Annotated in this window: 23 protein-coding genes and 1 other RNA gene; 16 read left to right on the forward strand and 8 right to left on the reverse strand. The window is 39.8% G+C overall.

The annotated features are described in order from the left end of the window. Positions 1-83: 83 nt before the first annotated feature. Both MED121_RS16680 and MED121_RS16685 read left to right on the forward strand, forming a co-directional pair. Positions 84-692, forward strand: a complete 609-nt coding sequence (locus MED121_RS16680) for an NAD(P)H-dependent oxidoreductase (RefSeq protein ID WP_009834911.1) — start codon at positions 84-86, stop codon at positions 690-692. 1 nt (position 693) lies between these two features. Further along, positions 694-1,704 (forward strand): monovalent cation:proton antiporter-2 (CPA2) family protein, encoded by a 1,011-nt coding sequence (locus MED121_RS16685; RefSeq protein ID WP_009834912.1) that lies wholly within the window; start codon positions 694-696, stop codon positions 1,702-1,704. Positions 1,705-1,890: 186 nt separating this feature from the next. On the opposite strand, the gene MED121_RS16690 is transcribed toward MED121_RS16685, so the two are convergent. The 3 genes from MED121_RS16690 to MED121_RS16700 form a co-directional block, all read right to left on the reverse strand. Further along, a complete protein-coding gene (locus MED121_RS16690; protein WP_009834913.1) occupies positions 1,891-3,030 on the reverse strand; it encodes a hypothetical protein in 1,140 nt (379 codons plus the stop codon). Between the two features lie 98 nt (positions 3,031-3,128). Next, positions 3,129-3,536, reverse strand: a complete 408-nt coding sequence (locus tag MED121_RS16695; RefSeq protein WP_009834914.1) for a hypothetical protein — start codon at positions 3,534-3,536, stop codon at positions 3,129-3,131. Positions 3,537-3,546: 10 nt separating this feature from the next. Beyond that, positions 3,547-4,233, reverse strand: coding sequence for a helix-turn-helix transcriptional regulator (locus tag MED121_RS16700; protein ID WP_009834915.1), 687 nt, complete (start codon positions 4,231-4,233; stop codon positions 3,547-3,549). 71 nt (positions 4,234-4,304) lie between these two features. Here MED121_RS16700 and MED121_RS16705 point away from each other — a divergent pair, with 71 nt between their 5' ends. The 14 genes from MED121_RS16705 (at position 4,305) to MED121_RS16765 (ending at position 14,647) form a co-directional block, all read left to right on the forward strand. After that, positions 4,305-4,595, forward strand: a complete 291-nt coding sequence (locus MED121_RS16705) for a hypothetical protein (RefSeq protein ID WP_009834916.1) — start codon at positions 4,305-4,307, stop codon at positions 4,593-4,595. 1 nt (position 4,596) lies between these two features. Further along, positions 4,597-5,178 (forward strand): hypothetical protein, encoded by a 582-nt coding sequence (locus MED121_RS23820; RefSeq protein ID WP_009834917.1) that lies wholly within the window; start codon positions 4,597-4,599, stop codon positions 5,176-5,178. Then, positions 5,171-5,488 (forward strand): hypothetical protein, encoded by a 318-nt coding sequence (locus tag MED121_RS16715; protein ID WP_009834918.1) that lies wholly within the window; start codon positions 5,171-5,173, stop codon positions 5,486-5,488. Before MED121_RS23820 ends, MED121_RS16715 begins: the two co-directional genes overlap by 8 nt. 1 nt (position 5,489) lies before the next feature. Then, positions 5,490-6,452, forward strand: coding sequence for a hypothetical protein (locus MED121_RS16720; protein WP_009834919.1), 963 nt, complete (start codon positions 5,490-5,492; stop codon positions 6,450-6,452). A gap of 6 nt (positions 6,453-6,458) precedes the next feature. Further along, complete coding sequence (locus tag MED121_RS16725; RefSeq protein ID WP_009834920.1) at positions 6,459-8,222, forward strand: DDE-type integrase/transposase/recombinase; 1,764 nt, start codon at positions 6,459-6,461, stop codon at positions 8,220-8,222. After that, positions 8,188-9,306 (forward strand): AAA family ATPase, encoded by a 1,119-nt coding sequence (locus MED121_RS16730; protein WP_207382834.1) that lies wholly within the window; start codon positions 8,188-8,190, stop codon positions 9,304-9,306. Before MED121_RS16725 ends, MED121_RS16730 begins: the two co-directional genes overlap by 35 nt. Position 9,307: 1 nt before the next feature. Further along, on the forward strand, positions 9,308-9,574 hold the full coding sequence (locus MED121_RS16735) for a hypothetical protein (protein WP_009834922.1): 267 nt from the start codon (positions 9,308-9,310) through the stop codon (positions 9,572-9,574). Next, positions 9,568-9,798: a hypothetical protein gene (locus MED121_RS16740; RefSeq protein WP_009834923.1), complete on the forward strand. Its 231-nt coding sequence runs from the start codon at positions 9,568-9,570 to the stop codon at positions 9,796-9,798. The genes MED121_RS16735 and MED121_RS16740 overlap by 7 nt, the downstream gene beginning before the upstream one ends. Before the next feature lie 358 nt (positions 9,799-10,156). After that, a complete protein-coding gene (locus MED121_RS16745; RefSeq protein ID WP_009834924.1) occupies positions 10,157-10,567 on the forward strand; it encodes a Mor transcription activator family protein in 411 nt (136 codons plus the stop codon). After that, positions 10,554-10,925, forward strand: a complete 372-nt coding sequence (locus MED121_RS16750; protein WP_009834925.1) for a Mor transcription activator family protein — start codon at positions 10,554-10,556, stop codon at positions 10,923-10,925. The genes MED121_RS16745 and MED121_RS16750 overlap by 14 nt, the downstream gene beginning before the upstream one ends. Continuing rightward, complete coding sequence (locus tag MED121_RS16755) at positions 10,916-11,488, forward strand: hypothetical protein (RefSeq protein WP_009834926.1); 573 nt, start codon at positions 10,916-10,918, stop codon at positions 11,486-11,488. Before MED121_RS16750 ends, MED121_RS16755 begins: the two co-directional genes overlap by 10 nt. A 162-nt stretch (positions 11,489-11,650) precedes the next feature. Continuing rightward, positions 11,651-11,776 carry a hypothetical protein gene (locus MED121_RS24645; RefSeq protein ID WP_009834927.1) on the forward strand — a complete coding sequence of 42 codons (126 nt, stop codon included), beginning with the start codon at positions 11,651-11,653 and terminating at the stop codon, positions 11,774-11,776. Between the two features lie 106 nt (positions 11,777-11,882). Further along, complete coding sequence (locus MED121_RS16760) at positions 11,883-13,652, forward strand: phage tail tape measure protein (RefSeq protein WP_009834928.1); 1,770 nt, start codon at positions 11,883-11,885, stop codon at positions 13,650-13,652. Positions 13,653-13,816: 164 nt separating this feature from the next. Next, complete coding sequence (locus tag MED121_RS16765) at positions 13,817-14,647, forward strand: NAD-binding protein (protein ID WP_009834929.1); 831 nt, start codon at positions 13,817-13,819, stop codon at positions 14,645-14,647. Between the two features lie 335 nt (positions 14,648-14,982). Here the strand turns inward: MED121_RS16765 and MED121_RS16770 are convergent, their stop codons facing one another. The 5 genes from MED121_RS16770 to ffs all read right to left on the reverse strand — a co-directional run bounded on the left by MED121_RS16770 (position 14,983) and on the right by ffs (position 19,049). Then, complete coding sequence (locus MED121_RS16770) at positions 14,983-15,924, reverse strand: 2OG-Fe(II) oxygenase (protein ID WP_009834931.1); 942 nt, start codon at positions 15,922-15,924, stop codon at positions 14,983-14,985. A 177-nt stretch (positions 15,925-16,101) separates the two neighbouring features. Further along, positions 16,102-16,995 carry a LysR family transcriptional regulator gene (locus tag MED121_RS16775; RefSeq protein WP_009834932.1) on the reverse strand — a complete coding sequence of 298 codons (894 nt, stop codon included), beginning with the start codon at positions 16,993-16,995 and terminating at the stop codon, positions 16,102-16,104. A gap of 184 nt (positions 16,996-17,179) precedes the next feature. After that, complete coding sequence (locus MED121_RS16780; RefSeq protein ID WP_009834933.1) at positions 17,180-17,965, reverse strand: transporter substrate-binding domain-containing protein; 786 nt, start codon at positions 17,963-17,965, stop codon at positions 17,180-17,182. A gap of 427 nt (positions 17,966-18,392) precedes the next feature. After that, a complete protein-coding gene (locus MED121_RS16785; RefSeq protein ID WP_009834935.1) occupies positions 18,393-18,665 on the reverse strand; it encodes a DUF6172 family protein in 273 nt (90 codons plus the stop codon). Positions 18,666-18,952: 287 nt separating this feature from the next. Next, an RNA gene (gene ffs, locus MED121_RS24105) (signal recognition particle sRNA small type) lies at positions 18,953-19,049 on the reverse strand. Positions 19,050-19,423: the final 374 nt, after the last annotated feature.

Here is a 19,423-nt window from a genome sequence, read left to right on the forward strand (position 1 = left end):
AATTTAAAGCCCTTAATAGTACAGACTCAGTTTAATGGACAGAAACTGACCTTGTTGTGTAACTGAATTAGGCGAACAATTTGATGAAAAAGGTACTGATAAATTTTTCTCATCCAGCAAAGTCTCGCTCAAAAGTAAATAAAGCGCTACGTAAAGCGGTTACAGGGCTTGAGGGCGTTACGGTAAATGATTTATATGCCAACTACCCAGACTTTATGATTGATATAGAGCATGAAAAACAACTATGTGAAGCACACGATATTATTATTTTCCAACATCCGTTTTACTGGTACTCCTCCCCAGCTATCGTGAAAGAGTGGATGGATTTAGTACTAGAGCACGGCTGGGCTTATGGCTCTAATGGTAAGGCCTTAAGCGGTAAAATCATTTTTCAAGCACTCTCAACAGGTGGTGATGCGTCATCATACCAAACAGATGGATACAACCAATTTACCCTGAAAGAATTGAGTGCACCATTACAAGCAACAGCTAAATTATGCGGACTTATCTGGTTGCCACCCTTTGCTGTAACGGGTGTTCATAGAGGACTTAGTACAGAGAAAACACTCGAGTTCGCACAAGATTATAAACGCATAATAACGGCACTTAGAGACTCACTAATCGATATAGAAGAAGCCAAACAATTAGAGCAGCTAAATACACACCTCAACCAGCTAATTAAGGAGCATTAAGATGGAAGCCTTTCTCCTGCAATTTTTCATCTTTTTAACCGCTGCCGCCATCTCAGTACCTATCGCTAAAAAACTGGGGCTTGGCTCGGTATTAGGCTATTTGATAGCCGGTATTATCATAGGCCCATTTGGTGCATCTTTAATTCATGACATCGAAGAGATCATGCACTTTACCGAGTTTGGTGTTGTCATGATGCTATTTCTTGTGGGTTTAGAGTTAAAACCCTCATTATTATGGCAATTAAAAACACCCATTTTAGGCTTTGGTGGCTCCCAAGTACTCATAACAAGTGCCATTATCACCGCCATTGGGGCGATTTTCTTACCTTGGCAACAAGCTGTGGCTATTGGCCTTATCTTAGCGCTGTCTTCAACTGCCATTGTTTTACAAACCTTGCAAGAAAAGGGCAAGATGAAAACAGAGGCAGGTCAGTCTGTCTTTGCTGTTTTACTCTTTCAAGACTTAGCTGTCATTCCCATGCTAGCCATTATCCCTTTACTAGCCACACTGCCTGTTTTAGGCAGTGATCATCACGCATCCGTACTAATCGATATCAGTATTCTACCTAATTATTTACAAGTCATTATTACATTTGCAGCGATTTTGTTGGTACTCGCCTTAGGTAAATATGCGAGTCATCCTATGTTTCGCGTCATCGCGAAAACTGGGGTGAGAGAAATCTTTGTGGCAGCGGCCTTATCGCTTGTCATAGGTACGTCTTTATTAATGATGGCGGTTGGCCTTTCACCGGCTTTAGGGGCTTTTTTAGCAGGCGTTGTACTTGCCGACAGTGAATTCCGTCATGAATTAGAAAGTGATATTGAACCTTTTAAAGGCTTGCTCTTAGGCATATTTTTCATATCAATTGGAGCCAGTCTAAACTTCACACTAATCAGCAACAATATTGTCTTAATTCTGGGTATGACAGTCGGTTTAATCGCCATTAAATGGCTTGTATTAGTGCTAATCGGCAGAGTCTTTCGCATTAGTCTATTCAGAACCACAATATAACTAGGAAGGAATCAAGATAAAGGGCATTTGATTAGGGATTATCAGTGCATATGAGGGCATAGGCGGACATAGTTTAGGAACGAGTGTTCCGATTATTTATCAAGTAGACATTTGATGACAAATGCCTACTTACTATGAGCTATGTGAATGTCTTATTAGCTAGCACGAAGCCTAACCTGATCAGAGTTAAAAGTTTCCAATTCGTATTTTATTTATGGTATTGGAGTTGGAGCGACGATATGAAACCTCATTGTTATATGAAGAGGAAGAAAAATAAGTCCCGCCAGCGAACCGCATTACCCAGCCTTTCATTAACTCTTTGTCTCCGGAAACAGACAAGACACCAACTCTTGCGTGGTTTGCGACATGAAGCATCCCACTCCATTCCATTTGATCGTTCTCTCCCTCATAACCGAGGTTTTTAATCAGCGCTGTTTCAGCCGAAAAAGACAAATTTGAAAACAAAAGACAGAACTTTATTTTGAACTCATGACCATTAAGATTGAACAGGCAATCGTTGTAGCTTATTGCTTGCCAGATACCGCGACTAGTTTTGTGAGTAAATCCAGACTCTTGCTTAAAATATTTGACCTCTATGCCGAAAGGTTCGTCAATAAAGCCTTCTTCAATAAGGTGTGGCCTTGGGTATAAAACAAAATCAATTCGTACATTGACCCCTTCTGCTAAATGTATACCCGAAACTTCTTCATATATATAGAAGTCACGATTAAATTTGCCAATGAACCAAGACTTCAATTCTTTTTCATCACTGAAACGTTTTGTTGTATTTTGACGTTCAATATATTTGCGTTTTTTGCGGCTTACTGTTTGCTTAATAAGGCAGTCAATCACTTTTCCCTCACCAAACTCCTTTTCAAACTCTGTCAGTAACTCACTAAGACGATCGTTAGCTTCTTTTAATTGTTTCTGTTCTTGTGTAAAACTATACTGAACATTTTCAAAAGACCAGCCATGGATGAGAGCTGTAATTCGCCTTTCTTCTGCATGTGCATTGTTCCAGCTCTTTGATAAATAACTTCGATGTTCTTCACGCTCAATAGTAATTGAGTCGTCATATAATGGAGGCTCAACACCGGCATTAAGTTTAAGCGCTTCTTTACGGCTTAAAGAAGTACCCCTCTGTTCACCACATTGCTGGCATTGGTTAACAAAGTGTTTACCACCGCCAAATTCCCTTGTACGAAGAACTAAATGATCACAACACTCATGCCTCCCTTGATCTAAGAGACTTTGAAGCTCTTCCTTTTTGGTTCGAAGCTCGACAAGTTGCTCATACAGCTCGTTATCTGAGGATTCTAATTTCATGGTAACCTATCCATTGATACAAAATTGAAACTTGAAATTGGCCTAATTTTTAGCCACGCTTTCAGATTAATGGCTAAATCTAATATGAGTCAGTACATCTAAATTGGCCTTATAAAGTTCAGTATGAATAATCCGATTCCAATCCCTCCGAAAGCATAGAGATAAGGGTCGAAGCTCTGAACCCCAAAGTAATTGCAAACGAAGATTGTTAATACGCCTACCCCAATGAAAGTCCCGCCTGCCTTCCTCATAAAAAGCCTTTCTTTGTTTATAGCGGCTTTTCTCTCTTCTATATGCAAGGTATCAAAATAGTTTTTAACTTCAAAATCACAGTTACGGCAAAAGGCAGAAAATCGGCCTGTTATCCTACCGCATTGGGGGCATGAAACCTTGTGGGGGTTACCTTCATCAAACTCAGGCTCTGGAGAAGCATGATTGTTAATATCGCGCCCAGCTATTTGATGTCTCTCACCACTCACAGACTGATTCACATCTTTTTCTTCCATATATCAGAGCTCACCTTTCAATTTTTATGTCGTTTCCGGCTATTGTATGGTTTGTACCAGCTATTGTTTGTGTGATTTTCTTTTTTCCAGTTGATAGCTTGTCCAACTGCTTCTGAAGGCTTTCAGATTTTTCTTTTTCAGCTAGATATTTATCAAACATCGCTTGCTCAGCAGTCTTTGCCTCGGGCAATAACGGCGTTAGTTTTGCAGAATGTTGGGCTATAGGAACCACTAACTCCATTTCTTCGATAATTGGAGTTTCCAGTTCATCTAAATATTGAATTAACTGCTCTAAAGATTCAGAAAAAATATGCCCTTCTGGAAGTATTGATGTGAATTCTTCAATTATTCTTAACAGGTCTCCTTGACCCGCTCCTACAATGAAAGCACCACCTTTAGAAAATGAAAAACCTTTTGCCCAGCCTACTGATTTAAGGCTTAGAGTGGGAAGTGAATTATAAGCTTCCTCACCTGCAAGCATATCTTCTGCTGTGATCTCTAGCGCTGAGAAGATAGACATCATTTTCCCAAAAACTTCTAAAGAGGGAGATAATTCTCCTCTTTCATAGCGACTCAAAGTATCTCGAGATATCCCCAGTTGAGCTGCTAAAACTTCTTGATTCCAGCCTCCTAGTTTTCTTATCTCTTTTAACTTTACGCCAAAACTAGACTTAAACGCCGCTTTTTTTGTTGACATTGTAGGTTATCCGCCTATTATTAATAAATAAATCATCTCAATAGCCTAATCCAATAATAGAGGTAAAGATAGTGGATATAAATACAGCAATTGTATCAATTCAACAGTTCAACCGGATCAAGGGGGAATTCGTTGCCCAAGGAACAACATTAACTGAATGGTGCAAGAAGAACTCTGTGTCAACTCAGAATGTAAGATCTGCCCTGCTCGGATCTTGGAATGGCCCAAAAGCCTTAGATTTAAGGTTAAGAATCATTTCAGCTTCCGGCATGACACTAGAGGAATTAAAGGCACTTAAAGGCCCTGCAAACGACATAAATCAGGAAAATTTAACTGCTACTACACCTGAGATAGGAGAATAAAATGGCGAAGCTTTATTTGGAAGATGGACTGGCGGTTAGCCTTATTGAGGCTATTTTAGCGGCTTACAGTAAACCTGATCAAAAAATCATCTTTGATAAGGTTGGTAATGATCTGATTGAAGGCTTCAGTCCAAATGGCTCTACTAAACGCCGTTTATCTAAGTTGAAACATGACCCTGAGATGTTGGCTTATATTATTACTTTACCACTTGAGACAATGACTCAGCGTGAAGTGCTGGAAATTTCTATTAATAAGTTTGGCAAGGAGCGAGCCCCCTCAAAAACTAGTTTTAATCGTTCGTGGTCTTGGCTTATTCAACAACGAAACCAATCGTTTCATGATGATGTGGAAAGTCAATCGGTCAAAAACATTCCTCCAAAAAATGAGCTTTATAACAAAGTAAAAGCTGGTTTTATATTACAAGGAAGCTCTTTAGCTCGCTGGTGTTTGGATAATGATGTTGCACGGCAAAATGCAGCTCAGGCGTTAAAAGGCATTTGGGCTGGCCCCAAATCCTCTGAGCTTAAGCAGAGAATACTCGATTCTGCTGGCTTGACGATGGAGGACTTAGCTAATGACTGACTCAATTAACACTTCAACACTCAGTATTCTCAAAACTTTTGACGTTTTATTAGAAGAACCGCTTGAGGGCTATAGCCTTATAGAGCTGATTCCTCGCACATCTGGCTCAAAAACAGGTGTGAACCGTGCGTTGTACACATTAGAAGCGGCTGGCTGGGTTGAATCCTACAAGATCAAGGGCACGAAAGCTCAAAAATGGAAAGTTGCCGCCAAATTTCTAAAGTCAGCACATGACTATCGCACAGCTGTTCTTGAGCACATAGAGGCCACCAAGACGGCGTATCAAAGCATAACGGGTAAGGAGCTATAAGATGACAAATATCACTCATGAGTTAGCGAAAGCAGAGAATGCTCTAGAACAGGCTGAAGAGATGAATGCTGTTGAAGCCTTGAATGATGCAAGTAGTCAAGGAGACAACGCCAATATAGACGTGGGGCTTATCTTAGGTCGCCTTCAAATGTCACAGACAATGGCAAAATTCGCCGACGCTGTCTCTTTATCAGTTTTGAAGCAGGTAAAAGAAGGCAAGAGTTACCGTGCTTTGAAGGGGAAAGTAATCACAGTTACAGACAGCGCTGGCGAAAAGCAAATTACATTACTGGGAACTTGGGATGAGTTTTGCAATTTATGTCATACCTCCAAATCATCTGTTGATGACCGTTTAAGAAACCTTGAAATGTTTGGCGAAAGCGCGCTTGCCTCAATGCAATCACTTGGTATGACGACACGAGATCTAAAAAAACTTCGTAAATTACCAGAAGAAGAGCTTAAAGTAATCGTCGATGAGGGTGAAATCAAGGTATCAGACCGAGAAGAAGCGTTAGACCTCATTGAGGAAATGGCTCACAAGCATCGAATCGAAAAAGCAGACATGCAACAAAATATTGCCAAACTTGAGCAAGATTGCCAATCAAGCGAGCGTCTTCTTTCTGATAAAGATAAGAAAATTAACTCGCTAACCAAGCAACTAGAAGCAAAGCTTACTCCTGTGGAACGTCGTAAAAAAGAAGAAGAACTTCATGCTCGTTTACGTTCAGAGCTGTCTGTTTCTGAAATTGATATAGATAAAGGAATTGCGCGGCTAGGTGATGCTATTCAAACCACTCAAGAAACGTCTAGTTGCCCAACCGATTTAAATGAAGCTTGTGGTGATGCCGTTTACCATGCTTTGAGCCGCCTTCTTGATATGGCGCTAGACCTTGGCATGGCAGAGCCTGCACTAAGACAGCTTGAGTCTTTTAAAGACAATGCCGAATTAATGAACTTGGCGTGAGGCTTTATGAATCCATTGGAACTAGAGCAAGCTCAATACATAAAGAGCATTATCAATGAGCTAGATGCCGCTGGACGTGGTGATCGTAGTGCTGTTTTACAAAGAGCCTGTGACCATCTTTGTTGGTCTAAAGACAAACTATATCGCCGTATGAAGGCGCTAGGACGCGATAGTAACCGTAAGGCACGTACTGATAAGGGTGAAAGCCTAATTACACGTGAAGAAGCGGAGGCTATCGCTGGGCTTATTCGTTCAAGTGAACGCGATAACGGTAAGCGGTTGATGACGATTAAAACGGCTATAGATTTAGCTCAGGCAAACGGTTTGCTGAATAGCTATGTGTCTCCAAGTACCGTGTTACGTGCATTTGAACGTTACAAATTACACCCAGATCACATGAACAGTGCAGAAACAACGCGAACGATGCGCTCATTGCATCCTAACCATGTGCACCAGTTTGATGTGTCTATTTGTGTATTGTATTACCTCAAAAATGACAAAGGTTTACGGGCTATGCCTGAGAGCGAGTTCTACAAGAACAAGCCCGATAACCTAGAGAAAATTAAGAATAATCGTGTTTTAAGGTATTTGATTACCGATCACTACACGGGGGCGTTTTTTGTTCGCTACTACATGGCTCCAGGTGAAAACACGGAAACGATTACACAATTTTTGTTTGAAGCCTTTTGCGAGCGCGATACAGGTGAGCTGTTATTCGGTGTGCCCAAGATTATGATTTGGGACGCAGGCTCGGCCAACATCGCACACCAAACAAGGCACTTACTGGACACGCTTCAAGTAAAGCATATTGCCCATACACCCGGTAAGCCATGGGCTAAGGGACAAGTGGAGACCACTCATAACTTAGTGGAAAGACAGTTTGAGAGCCGTTTGTCATTTATGACTGTGAACAGTGTTGAAGAGTTGAATGCCGCGGTGATTAAGTGGTCTATCGGCTTTCAATCTAGGATCAAGCACAGCCGCCATAAAAGTACGCGTTTTGGACTTTGGCAAACCATCAGACAGGAGCAGTTAAGGCTCATTCCTGATGTGGCATTGGTGAAAAGCTTAATCCAACAGACGAAGCCTGAAACCCGCATTGTTAAAGCGAACAACTTGAGCATTAGCTTTGCTCCTAAAGGCTACGGTGCGCAGGAATACAGCCTTGAGCACATCCCGCACATTGTGGCTGGCGAAGAAGTCAAAGTATATGTAAATCCGTATTCGGCTCCAGATATTCGAGTATTAAGCGTTGATATTGACGGTCTTGAGCATACTCATGAGGCCAAGGCGATAGAAAAAGATTTGGTTGGTTTTCCTCTTAGTTCGCCAGTTATTGGTGAACAGTTTTCGGCCATGCGTGAGACCCATAGTGATCGCAATCGTAAGGCGCTTGATGCGGCGGCATGGGGAACGGATAGCGGTAGAGAAATCAAAAAGGCTCGCAGCAAAGGTAAAGCTGTTGCTTATGATCATAACGTGGATCCATTGGCAGATATTAACCAACAAACCGCGCCACTGTTCATGAAACGTAAAGGCACAGAAATGAGCATTAAGGGGCCTATGATCACGGAAAAACCTATGTCGCTTATTAAACTTTTAACCCGTGTTAAAGCGCATTTAAACCCAAGTAAAAGTGAGTTTGAAGTGATGCGTAACGTCTTGAAACTTCGCTTTCCTGATGGGGCCACTGAATCTGAAATGAATGTTTTTATTGGACAATGGGGGGACGACCATGGCGGTTACGCTCAAGCAAATGTTAAGCGATAGAAACGTATCCATTACCACGCTTGCGACAGCAATCGGATTATCTTACCCAACGGTGCATAAGGCCGTGAGTACAAATATTCCGCCAAAGCGTACCGCAAGGCGTTTTATTGAGAGCGTTCAAGGGTATTTAAAAACAATAGGTATCGAAGAAGAGATGGCTTGGTCAACGGTCGCACCCGCTGACCAAGCCCCAGCACCGCAGCTAAATCAACAGCCAGAAGACATGGCACTGGAGAATCAAATGTTAACACAAGAAGCAATGAAGCACTTTAAATTGTTCCGTAACCCATTCATCAATGATATCCGCGACAGTCGTGATGTGTACTTGAATGAAGATGCTCGCTACGTTCTCGCGGCCATGAAAGACGTTGCCCGTAATCAAGGGATCCTCGCTGTAGTTGGAGACTCTGGTGCAGGCAAGAGCGTACTTCGTCGTATGCTCCTTGATGATTTACACAAGGATGGTGATGTGACGATCATTCAACCTAAGATTATTGATAAATCACGCGCCACAGCAGCGGGGATTTGTGATGCCATTATTGATGATATTAGCAGTGAGACGCCTAAGCGCAGCATGGAAGCAAAAGCTCGCCAAGTGGAACGCTTATTGATGGGGGCTTTTAAAGGCGGACAGCGTCACGTTTTGATCATTGAAGAAGCCCATGATTTAACCGTTCCTGTCATGAAATACCTTAAACGCTTTTGGGAACTTGAAGACGGCTTTTCAAAGCTGCTTGGTATTTTATTGATTGGTCAAACTGAGTTATCTGATCGCTTAGATGAGCGCCGCCATTACGAACTTCGTGAGTTTATTCGTCGTTGTATGGTGGTCGTCATGTCCCCAATGGATCATGATTTGGATAAGTATTTGACTCACAAATTTGAGCATAACGGTGCTGATATAACGAAGATTATGACTCCTGAAGCCATCCTTGAAATGAACCAGCGTTTAAGAACGCGCCGTTCCGTCTCTGGCAGTATGGTTTATCCTCAGGTCATTAATAACCTAACTACCCGTGCAATGAATCTAGCCGCTTCATTGGGCGAAGACGTGGTTAGTGTTGATATTATTAGGGAGCTTTAAGATGCAAACAAATAACGATTTAACCTGGCTACAATTGCATGATTACTCTTCCATGTTATTACTGGAATCGCCAGAACAAATACTATCAGATGGGCTGAGCTTACTTGAGCTATTGCAAGAACTTGGTCAAGGCCGAGATAAGAACGGAGCGATATTGATAGGGCTTCAGGGTGTTAACGATCAGTTTTTAAATGCACTACGAATTTCAGAAGGTTTGATCCGTATGGGTGTTGAAATGAACAACAAAGAGGATGCGTCATCATGTTAGTACCTGGCAATTTTATCAATATGAATTCAGGTGTGGTGTCGTTGTCGGATACATCCATATTCATCAACCAAGAAGAAGTGCTTTCAAATGGCCTGATTCTATTGCGGATGATCAGTGACTTACTGGGTGATCTTTCTGCGAATGACAGCATTAACACGGAAGATTTAAGTGCGGCCATCCGGCTTGCTGAGGAGCTGATACAAATCGGAGTTAAAAAGAAATGAAATCTAAGGTCGCAGATGCGGCCTTTATTTTTTGATTAGTCCCATCCAGAGCCATTCTAAGCCGCTTTAACCTCTTATCTTTACACTTAACGGCAAAACACCTTAAAACAACTTTAAGCTGCTTTAAACACAATTCTTTTCATAATTCATACCTTACTAATTCTTTCCTTTATAAAAACATATCTTAGCGATAGATAAACAGACGTTAATTATTTAAATAATTCACACCCGTTAACCTATAAAGCATGAACGGAAAGGTTGGGTAACGGTAACCGTTCATACAGTAGCATTTGTCTTCCTCTCAAATGCTAGTTTGCTCATGCGGCACCTTTCTCTGTTGGCATGGCGGAGGTGTCGTATGGGGCAACGCTTTATATATGAGGCAGATAGCGAGGTTTTGATCATGAAAAGAGACGATAAAATACAGATAGCAGTTCAAGCGCTAAAAGAAAACCCTGAGTTATTGAATTTCAATGACGTAAGAGACAGCTGGCCAAAATTGCTCAGGGAGATTCAGACTTTAATTTCTACAATACTTGAAAAAGAGTCTGTTGTTGATAGCAGTGCCTTATCTTCTCGCTTAACACTAGAGTTAACTTCATATATTGGAGGAATGTACGTGTATCTCCCCCAAGGGGATAAGGTCTGTGAACGAATTGCTCGTCAGCTCATGAAAAAAGAGTTTAATGGCCGGAATTACTTTGAAATATCAAGAAAATATAAAATTTCAGAACAATCAGTAAGGGCAATAATTCATGACCGATGCTAACCGAACTCTAATTATATCCAGCAAGAAACCTGATGAGCAGCTAGTTGCATCATTATCCGCTAAAGGGCAGGTATTTCTTAAAATTATCACAGAAGTCTTAGATGAAAAGTCACGAAATCAGCAGGCAATTAGTGCAGTAGATATTTTACTCGGTATTACTCGCGAGTTTGGTGGAGCTCAAGTTTATGTACCACAAGAAAGAAGTGTTCGTTCTTTTCTGCTACATAAAGAAATCATCATGCACTTTAAACAAGGTGTGGGCGTGGCTGACTTAGCTAAAAATTACAAAATCAGTAATCAGAGCGTATACAGAATTATTGATCAAAATAAATCTAAAGGGAGTAAATCATGTCATTAAGTGCACTACAAACCGCTATTCAAAATGCGCAGATTGCATATCAAGAAAAAGAGAAAGAAATCCAAAGTTATCAAGATGAAAAGATAACTCAATCAATTCGCTTAAAAAAACTAGGTACTCAAGTAACTTATAAAGAAAAAGAGCTGAAAGGGGCTTTAACTCAACCTGCCGCTGAAACGTTAACTGCAGAATGTAATGCCTTAAAAGAGCAATATCAAGCCTGTGAAACGCTTATATCTAATATTGAAAATTATCTTAAAAACAAAGCTAATAATGACAAAGTAGCTGCAAGTGAAGTGGTGAAAAGAGCAGAGCAAGATTTATTGAAATTTGTACACAAGGGAATTAAATCTCAACTATCTACCCTTGCAGCAGAACAAGAAATGTTGATGAGAGACTATGTCGTTATTTCTGAAATGATTTCAGGCTCATTTCCTCCTGGAACTCGTAGGTCTCGATATTTAGGTTTAGTTTTTGATGATTTATATGGTTCTCTGGCAGGCGCTAGCTTTAAAGAGCATCAAGAAAAAATGATGACTAAATATCTAACACCAATGACTTAAAAGTAAAATTATTGAGGAGTCAGAAATGCTAATCGAGTCACAGATTATAGAAAACTTTATTTGTTTTGATGTCTGATACTTATACCCAAGGACTAAATTTTTCTACCCCGAAATTGGTAAAAGTGGCAACGCAAACCCCATCAATAAGGGCTGTAAACTATTATGGTTGGCTACGATAATCGTGCAGTTACCAAAGGGTTATTTGAAAAAGTATTAGTTGCTGGCGGCGATTCAAATATTTACTACAAAGATGTTGAAATTGTAATTGCACCATTTATTACTCAATAAAAACGAACAAGCATAGCTGTAAGTATGGCGAAATAAGAAGAGCCTTACTTAAAAGCTAGATAACTAAATTCTTATTTTCCATTTAATATGTAGAGGTAAGCACATCATGGCTCAAAAACTTGAAACCGACATAGTTATTAATTTAGCAGGTAACCTCGCAGCAAAAGCTAGAAGTTATGGCGGCTCTATGAGCGAGTTTGCACGTAAAAATAAACGAGCAATGAGTATGATTAATACTTCAGCCAAGGCTGCTAGTCGAGGTATTGATAGGCTAGGTAATCGCTATGTTGGCCTTGCATCAACCGTTGTTACAGGGGCAACTGTTCGCGGTGTTGGCAACTTTGAAGAGCAAATGACACGTATCGGTACTAATGCCCAACTATCAGATGATCAAGTAAAAGCCCTTACTCAATCGGTTCAAGAAATATCTAACCAAAAGGATATAAGAATAGATACAACTGAACTTGCAAATGGTGTAAATGAATTTTTAGGAAGAACTGGTGATATGGAATATCTCACAGAAAACCTTCAAAACATGGGGTTGTTCATGCAGGCCTTTGGTGTTGATGCAGAAACTACAGGCACTATTTTTGCTCAATTTCGCGAAAAAGAAGTGACTGATGCAAAGAGTGTAATGAATGTCATGGACCAGCTTTATGGTCAGTTTGCTATTGGTAGCGTGAGCGTAAAAAATTTGGCAGAAATTAGTTCTCAATTGTTTTCCGTATATCAAGGAAAAGGTGCTGATGCGATTCTACAAATGGGTGCGCTTGCTCAATTATTTGCTAAATCTAAAGGCAACGCTAATGAGGCGTTAACGTCAATTCAAGCAGTTCTACAAACATTTTCAGATAAGAAGAAAGTAGAGTTTTTAGATCGACAAGGGATTGATGTTTTTAAAAAAGGTACAACCGAACTACGCCAACCAGTGGAGTTGTTACTGGAAGTTTTGGATAGGGCCAAAAATGACCCTTTAAAATTAGGTGATGTTTTTGATGGGACAGGGATACAAGGACTAGCATCTCTATATAGCGAGGACAATAAACAGCTTATTAAAAAGATGATCGACGGAAGCGCTGAGTTAGGTGCTACTCAAGAAGCAGCAGCAAAAAATGCAGCTACGTTCAATAGCGCTATGACCTCGCTTAATAATTCGTTTTCTGAATTTGCATATCAAGAACTTGCAGAACCAATAAAAGATATCGCTGACGCTATTAATGGCGTAGATCAAGAATCTATTCAAAGTTGGCTAAAATGGGGGGAAGCATCTGTTTATGCCATTGGTACAGTGATTGCTGCTAAGAAAGCATTGGATGCAGGTATGTGGGCTAAGAAGACATTTGGTGCTGGCGGTATTTTGGGTGATAAGGGTAAAGGTGGTTTAAATAGCCTTGGTGCAACCCCTGTTTATGTCGTTAACCTGGGGCCAAGAGGTATGGGTGCTGGCACAGATTTGGTTGATAATAAAAACGGTGGTTCTAAATCATCAAAAGGATTAACAGCCGTTCTTGGTCGTGGTGCAACTATTTTTTCATCCACTGTTTATTCATCTTCCCTTAATGAAGGCGAAGATGAAGAAGTTGCTAAATGGAGAGAATCGGGTTACCCGCAGCCCTTCGTACAATCTCAAGAATCTTTAAAAGATGCCAAGCAATATCGAAAGTCTATTTCTGAACTTGTTAAACCTATCCTATCAGAAGAGCTCGCTGCCCAAGTGTTTCAGAATATTAATAAACCTCTAAGCCAAGTCCCATCTTCATTTGAGGGGAATATCGGTTTAGATCTTAATGTTTATGATCACCGCATTGAAAGTAAGGTCAGAAGCAAGTCACCCTTTCTTACTATTAATTCAGACCCTGACGCAGGTCCAAATTAAAATCTATTCAGAATGCATTTACTTAATCTTGAAGAGAGGTTCCAGTATGTGGGCAAACTAACCTACATACTGAATTTTCTAAAACAATAAATATTGCGGATTTTTAAGAGAAATATTGCGGCGCGGCACATTAGTCAAAAGAAAGACTACTGTTTTCAATCGCATTGGCTCAAGGTGGTGAATTTGCCTTTGTTCTCTTTCAACTCACCAAAAACAGCGGTGTACTTCCAATAGATATTATTGAACCCCTTATATCTGCTGTTGCTATTTCTATGTTCTTAGCGCCAATTTTGTTTGTTTTACACGACAAAATGAACAAAGACGATTTAGATACACAAAATGATATTGAAGAAGATGTCATCGATAAAAGCGATCAGAAAGTAATTCTTGCTGGATTTGGACAATTAGGTACAGATGTTGGTCGCTTTCTTTTATCTGCCGGTATCAAGCCCACCATTCTGGATTATAACGCCAGCAATGTTGAAGTCCTAAGAAAGTTAGGTTTTGAAGTCTATTACGGTGATGCCACAAGATTAGATTTATTAGAATCGGCAGGTGCAGCAAATGCAGAAGTTTTAATCATTAGTTTTAACGATATTATGCTAGTTAAACATCTCGTTGAATTAACAAAGAAACACTACCCTCACCTTAAAATCATACTTAATACTAAAGATAGAGAGTCCACCTTTGAGCTCATGGATTTAGGGGTAACTGAAATTTATTCAGAAACCTTTGGCACTGCTCTCAACATGGGAGAAGCTGCCATGAATCAGTTGGGCATTGATCCCTATGAAGTACATAGATTGAAAAACATCTTTCGTAAAAAAGATATTGAGATGCTCCCTGAACTCTATAAAAAGCGCTGCGAAGAAGATAGCTATATTTCGCTTTATAAAAAGCACCACGCTCAGTTAGAAGAAGTGATGAAACTGGATAACAATGAAAACCTAGCGGCGCTTGATAAAGCATGGACAGCTAAAAATCCAGAGCTTTAATCTAGTTAAATTAATAGCGATTCAGTGATGTGATTATCTAAACATAATCACATCATTATCAACTATTTCCCCGAATGAAACGTCAAACGACTCTTCAGAATCTAACCCTCTTTAAGATCTATCTAACATCTGGGGAAACTAGTTTCTAACCCATACCCTATTTAAGTTTTTAATAAGCTTAAATCTAGCCTTCTACATCGAGTTAACACAATATTGTACGGATAAATGAGTGTGCGTTTTGATCTCATTGCTTTAAAGAAAGCATTTTTAAAAACAAAAAAGCAGCTTTATGGTTATAAAGCTGCTTTTTAAATTAACACTTTGAACTGAGCTAACTAGAACGGAGCATAGCTATCTTTTTTCTCAGTGGGTGTTGTCCAACGTTTAGCAGCGTCAACGACATGGGTCTTTGCAGTGAAGTGTGGGAGCTGCATGCCATTTCCATACAACCAAAGCACCATATTAGAACGCTCACCGCTTGTAATAGGTAATGCGGCATGTGCCACATTGCCACGGTGGATCATGGCGGTTCCTGGCTCAAACGATAGACGATTCAATTTACCTGTACTTGGGTCATGAAAATCCACCTCAGAACCTGTAAAGGCTTCACCTTCTAAGTTCATATTAATATTCATCGTCACAGCTGACGCATCAGTGTGTAACCGAAGCGATGTGTCCATACCTGCTTGCCACTTTATTGAAAAACCAAAAGTTTGACTGTCATACCCCATCACTTCTGGAAACAATAAACGTGCGACAGGTCTCATGTATTTATCAAGTAACTGATCATAAAAGGCTTGAAATTCTGGTGCCGCTAAATAGCCATCTGAACGTGGGTCAAGCATAGCGCCATAGCGGTTAAGCGAGATGCCATAGGGTGGCCTTAATGGGATATCTGCATTTGCAATCTCTTCTAAAAACCCTCTTAAGATAGCAACATTTTTCTTATCAAAAAACTGAGCCAGATAAACTCCTGGTGCCACTTCTTCCCATAAGTCGCTGACATTTGATTCAGTCGTCGGGTCTGCCCAAGCTTGGTTAACCGCATTACGTAATTTTTCATCAATGACTGAATCATCAAGCACGGGCAGTTTATCTTTATTTAATCGCTCCCACTCTTTCCATGCTTCACTGAGCAGGTTTCGATTTTGATTCCAAAAACGTTCAACCAAGGGTGATCGACTGAGCATTTCTTGGCGTGATGGCCTAGCTAATTCTCGTGCTTCCACTAGCCGGCTAGATGTCTCATTTAAGTTAAAAGTAGCGGTTTTACTCATCTCATTCTCTCCAAATACAAAGTGAGCTAACTTAGCTAGCTCTTATAGGAGATAAATTCATTACATTGAGTATTGTTGATAAATAACACAAATGACGAGACAGTATTCACTTTATATTGATAATAAAACCTGATTTATATTATCAACCGAAAGATTAACAACTGAACACATCAAGGCTTACCTTTCCCAATAAGGAAGATCACCATAATAATCGACAAAAAAATCAATAAAGGCCCTTACTTTAGGAGCCAATAGCCTAGAGCTTGGATAGACGGCCCAGATTGCGGTATCCGACGCCAGTGGATAATCCTTTAACACTTGCACTAGCTTACCTTCCTCTAGTGCTTGATAAGCACACCATACAGATGAGATTGTGATTCCCATTCCATCGATACAGGTGTCTCTTGTGGATTCCCCATTATCACTTCTCATTGAACCTTTTGGTTTGATCCTCACATTGCCTTGTGGTGTTTTAAAGTCCCAATAATCAATCCCAATTAAATTAATGCAATTATGCGCTAGCAATGCTTCTGGCGTTTTAGGCTCGCCATATTCATGAATATATTCAGGTGATGCACATATAATGCGTCGATCGGCTGCCAGCTTTCTAGCAACAAGACTCGAATCATTTAAGGATGCGTTTCTGATAGCGACATCGAAGCCCCCTTCAACCATGTCCACTATGCTATCGCTTTGCCTAAGGTCAACCTTAAGTTGTGGATTTAACGCTAAAAAGGCTTTTAAAGCAGGCACCACATGCATCCGACCAAATGACGAAGCAACTGTGACTCGAATAGTGCCCTGTGGCGTAAAACTACCTGCACCAACAGAGGCTTTGGCGCTATTTACCGCATTAATTACATCTTCTGCATGGGGTAAAAACTCACGCCCCTCCTCCGTCAATGACACCTTGCGTGTCGTACGGTGAATTAACTTGACCCCCAAAGACTCTTCTAGCTTATTAATATGCATACTTGCGACAGGCGGCGATAAACCAAGCTCGCTACCCGCCAAACTGATATTGTTTGTCGCAGCGACACGGATAAAGAGCTTAAGGTGTTCATTGTTCATTTTGAGTGCCAATTATTAATATAAGTTAAAGAATTGATTACATTTATAACGTTTTATGAAATAAATTGAAATATTCCATCCGGTTCAACATTCATGAAACTAGAAAGCCCAAGAAAGAAAAAGCCCCGCATAATAGCGGGGCCTTGAAATAAAAAAATAGCTGAATAGTACTAAAATGATTAACTTAAAAATGTTCTGGTCCAAGTAACAAAGCCTTCTTTTCAGCCTCTTTAATCAGCTCGTTTAATTTACCTGAGGCTTGAAGCGCTCTAATTTCATTTGATACTTTGTGGCGTATTTCCGCTCTATTTTCATTGATATAATTAAAGAGTTCAAACCGTTTAAACACACCACATCTTTTTATAAATGAACGATATTGATCTTTTTGTAAAAGTCTTCTGCCGTTGATTTCAGTATCAATTACCACATCAGCCCGTTTAAATTTTAAAAATTGAAATAACTGCATGGCCGAATCTAACTTATACACCTTTTTTAAGTTTGCTGTAGCAGCATCTGAGTGAGCAACACCACGAATGCTGGCCACACTCAAACCTTTGAGGTCTTCAGCCTTTGTTATCTCAAACGTTGAGTCTTTCAAACAATACGCAGCGGTTTCTAGATAGTAATAGCTAGGCTCAATTCTAATAAGACTCGGCTTATCATTTCCGTAAGGTGTGATTCTAGCTATTTCTCCATCAATCCTTCTTTTCAAGTTTGCCTTCTTAGCCCTAGAAGGAGGAAGCGGCACAACTTGCAACTTAAGACCGATGGAATCATATATATTTTCAATAACATATTGAGCAACATATTGTTCCACCAGCTTTTCATTTGAACCAAAGACAATGGTTTCTGACTCAGAAGAAGAGGCCCCTAAAGAAAATAAAGAAATAAAAGTAACCAACACAAGGTTTTTAACGCAAATTGCACAAAGTTGTATAGCATGTGAGATTTGATTTATAAGTAGTCTCATCAATAATTCATTCTCTTAATGAATAAGTCATAGATAGATAAAAAGACGCTAAAATGAACTTAATTCAGTATAGGCAATGCATATTAATAGTAAATGTTTCGTAAGTAACATAGATGACAGTTAGTGTAACTGACCTAAGCAATAGCACAGGCTAGCCTTACAAAAAAACAAGTTTATTACCCCCGAATTTAGGCCTATTGAAACCTCAGGGCCTTAAACCTCATGCACCTAATACCTTTATGCTTTTTACTCATGAAAAAATAGTTATTAGCTCTCTATACAATTTGGCATGACTTCCATAAAAAAAGCCTTGTCGTTTTAACAACAAGGCCTTTAAAAAGAAATCGCAACTTAGTGACTATATTTACTCTTCTTCAGCAAATGATTCACTATCATCCAGCTCACCGTCTTCTTGAGTATGCACCACTCACTCGGCAGGTACGGCTAAAATTTCTAAATAAAAAGAAGTCCAAGCTTGGCTTTCTGCATAACTAATACTTTCATTAATTTTAGCAGTACGTATGACTTCAGCAGTTTCTTCAGTTTGACCAAATCGGCAATCAAAACCCCAATAATCAGCCCAATCAGGCAATGTTTTATTACGCTCGCGTTTTAAGTATTTTTTAACATCCCCTTTGGCGGCTTCGATCAAACGTGGATAAGCAATTTTGGTGTGAGATAGTACAAAGGTTTTTTTCATAAGGATCCTAGAAAAATAAGGGCTGTAATTTGTTATAAACCAAGACATTGTTATAAGAATTGAATAGGCCGAACTCAGACAATTTAACAATAAAATGCGTCAGATCTCCCCAGAGAATATAAGGACTATCATTTTGATAATGGAATCAACTAGGTCAACGGCTATTTTGCACGCCATAAACTAACAATTAGATGTTAGCAGTACATAAACATACTGTTTTATAGCATATATGAGTTTAAATAGTTGGTAATAACAAGAAAGGCATGACGTATAGATATTGGAGGCACTTCCACCAGCCGCATCTCGGCACACAACTCCATCGCTGTGGCTGCTTCCTTCCGGACCTGACCAGATTAACGACTTCATGTTGCGAGAGGACCAGCAGAAGTACCATTGAGGAGGTCTCTGCTAAACCTTGGAGCGAATTATACCTAGCTAATTCAATTTGGCAACTGTCTTTTATACTATTTTTCAAATACTTAAAGCTTGTTTATATTTTAATCACTTTCCTTTTAAAACAATAAGTTGCCCTTTTTGTTCAGCAGACTATTAGCAATGACGATAACCAAACCCTATCTAGCATGAGCAGCTGACAGGATTTTAAGCGCTTTATAGACACACATTAGATTGGATATAAAAATATACGGATATTTTCTAACCGTACCTACAGTAAGTATTAGATATAGCGGCTTATATTGCGTAAAATAGCGCCTTTAAATTCATCTCATTTATATGTTCGGCCTAGCCAACTTCCTATT

The sequence above is a fragment of the Marinomonas sp. MED121 genome, from assembly GCF_000153025.1.
Classification (GTDB): domain Bacteria; phylum Pseudomonadota; class Gammaproteobacteria; order Pseudomonadales; family Marinomonadaceae; genus Marinomonas.

What these genes read in the sequence shown, in the direction of transcription:
- MED121_RS16780 (WP_009834933.1), bottom strand. Translation starts at nt 17,965, where the DNA reads ATGAGACTACTTATAAATCAAATCTCACATGCTATACAACTTTGTGCA.
- MED121_RS16725 (WP_009834920.1), top strand. Translation starts at nt 6,459, where the DNA reads ATGAATCCATTGGAACTAGAGCAAGCTCAATACATAAAGAGCATTATC.
- MED121_RS16775 (WP_009834932.1), bottom strand. Translation starts at nt 16,995, where the DNA reads ATGAACAATGAACACCTTAAGCTCTTTATCCGTGTCGCTGCGACAAAC.
- MED121_RS16685 (WP_009834912.1), top strand. Translation starts at nt 694, where the DNA reads ATGGAAGCCTTTCTCCTGCAATTTTTCATCTTTTTAACCGCTGCCGCC.
- MED121_RS16760 (WP_009834928.1), top strand. Translation starts at nt 11,883, where the DNA reads ATGGCTCAAAAACTTGAAACCGACATAGTTATTAATTTAGCAGGTAAC.
- MED121_RS16700 (WP_009834915.1), bottom strand. Translation starts at nt 4,233, where the DNA reads ATGTCAACAAAAAAAGCGGCGTTTAAGTCTAGTTTTGGCGTAAAGTTA.
- MED121_RS24645 (WP_009834927.1), top strand. Translation starts at nt 11,651, where the DNA reads ATGGTTGGCTACGATAATCGTGCAGTTACCAAAGGGTTATTTGAAAAA.
- MED121_RS16730 (WP_207382834.1), top strand. Translation starts at nt 8,188, where the DNA reads ATGGCGGTTACGCTCAAGCAAATGTTAAGCGATAGAAACGTATCCATT.
- MED121_RS16735 (WP_009834922.1), top strand. Translation starts at nt 9,308, where the DNA reads ATGCAAACAAATAACGATTTAACCTGGCTACAATTGCATGATTACTCT.
- MED121_RS16755 (WP_009834926.1), top strand. Translation starts at nt 10,916, where the DNA reads ATGTCATTAAGTGCACTACAAACCGCTATTCAAAATGCGCAGATTGCA.
- MED121_RS16720 (WP_009834919.1), top strand. Translation starts at nt 5,490, where the DNA reads ATGACAAATATCACTCATGAGTTAGCGAAAGCAGAGAATGCTCTAGAA.
- MED121_RS23820 (WP_009834917.1), top strand. Translation starts at nt 4,597, where the DNA reads ATGGCGAAGCTTTATTTGGAAGATGGACTGGCGGTTAGCCTTATTGAG.
- MED121_RS16745 (WP_009834924.1), top strand. Translation starts at nt 10,157, where the DNA reads ATGGGGCAACGCTTTATATATGAGGCAGATAGCGAGGTTTTGATCATG.
- MED121_RS16695 (WP_009834914.1), bottom strand. Translation starts at nt 3,536, where the DNA reads ATGGAAGAAAAAGATGTGAATCAGTCTGTGAGTGGTGAGAGACATCAA.
- MED121_RS16770 (WP_009834931.1), bottom strand. Translation starts at nt 15,924, where the DNA reads ATGAGTAAAACCGCTACTTTTAACTTAAATGAGACATCTAGCCGGCTA.
- MED121_RS16690 (WP_009834913.1), bottom strand. Translation starts at nt 3,030, where the DNA reads ATGAAATTAGAATCCTCAGATAACGAGCTGTATGAGCAACTTGTCGAG.
- MED121_RS16750 (WP_009834925.1), top strand. Translation starts at nt 10,554, where the DNA reads ATGACCGATGCTAACCGAACTCTAATTATATCCAGCAAGAAACCTGAT.
- MED121_RS16680 (WP_009834911.1), top strand. Translation starts at nt 84, where the DNA reads ATGAAAAAGGTACTGATAAATTTTTCTCATCCAGCAAAGTCTCGCTCA.
- MED121_RS16740 (WP_009834923.1), top strand. Translation starts at nt 9,568, where the DNA reads ATGTTAGTACCTGGCAATTTTATCAATATGAATTCAGGTGTGGTGTCG.
- MED121_RS16785 (WP_009834935.1), bottom strand. Translation starts at nt 18,665, where the DNA reads ATGAAAAAAACCTTTGTACTATCTCACACCAAAATTGCTTATCCACGT.
- MED121_RS16715 (WP_009834918.1), top strand. Translation starts at nt 5,171, where the DNA reads ATGACTGACTCAATTAACACTTCAACACTCAGTATTCTCAAAACTTTT.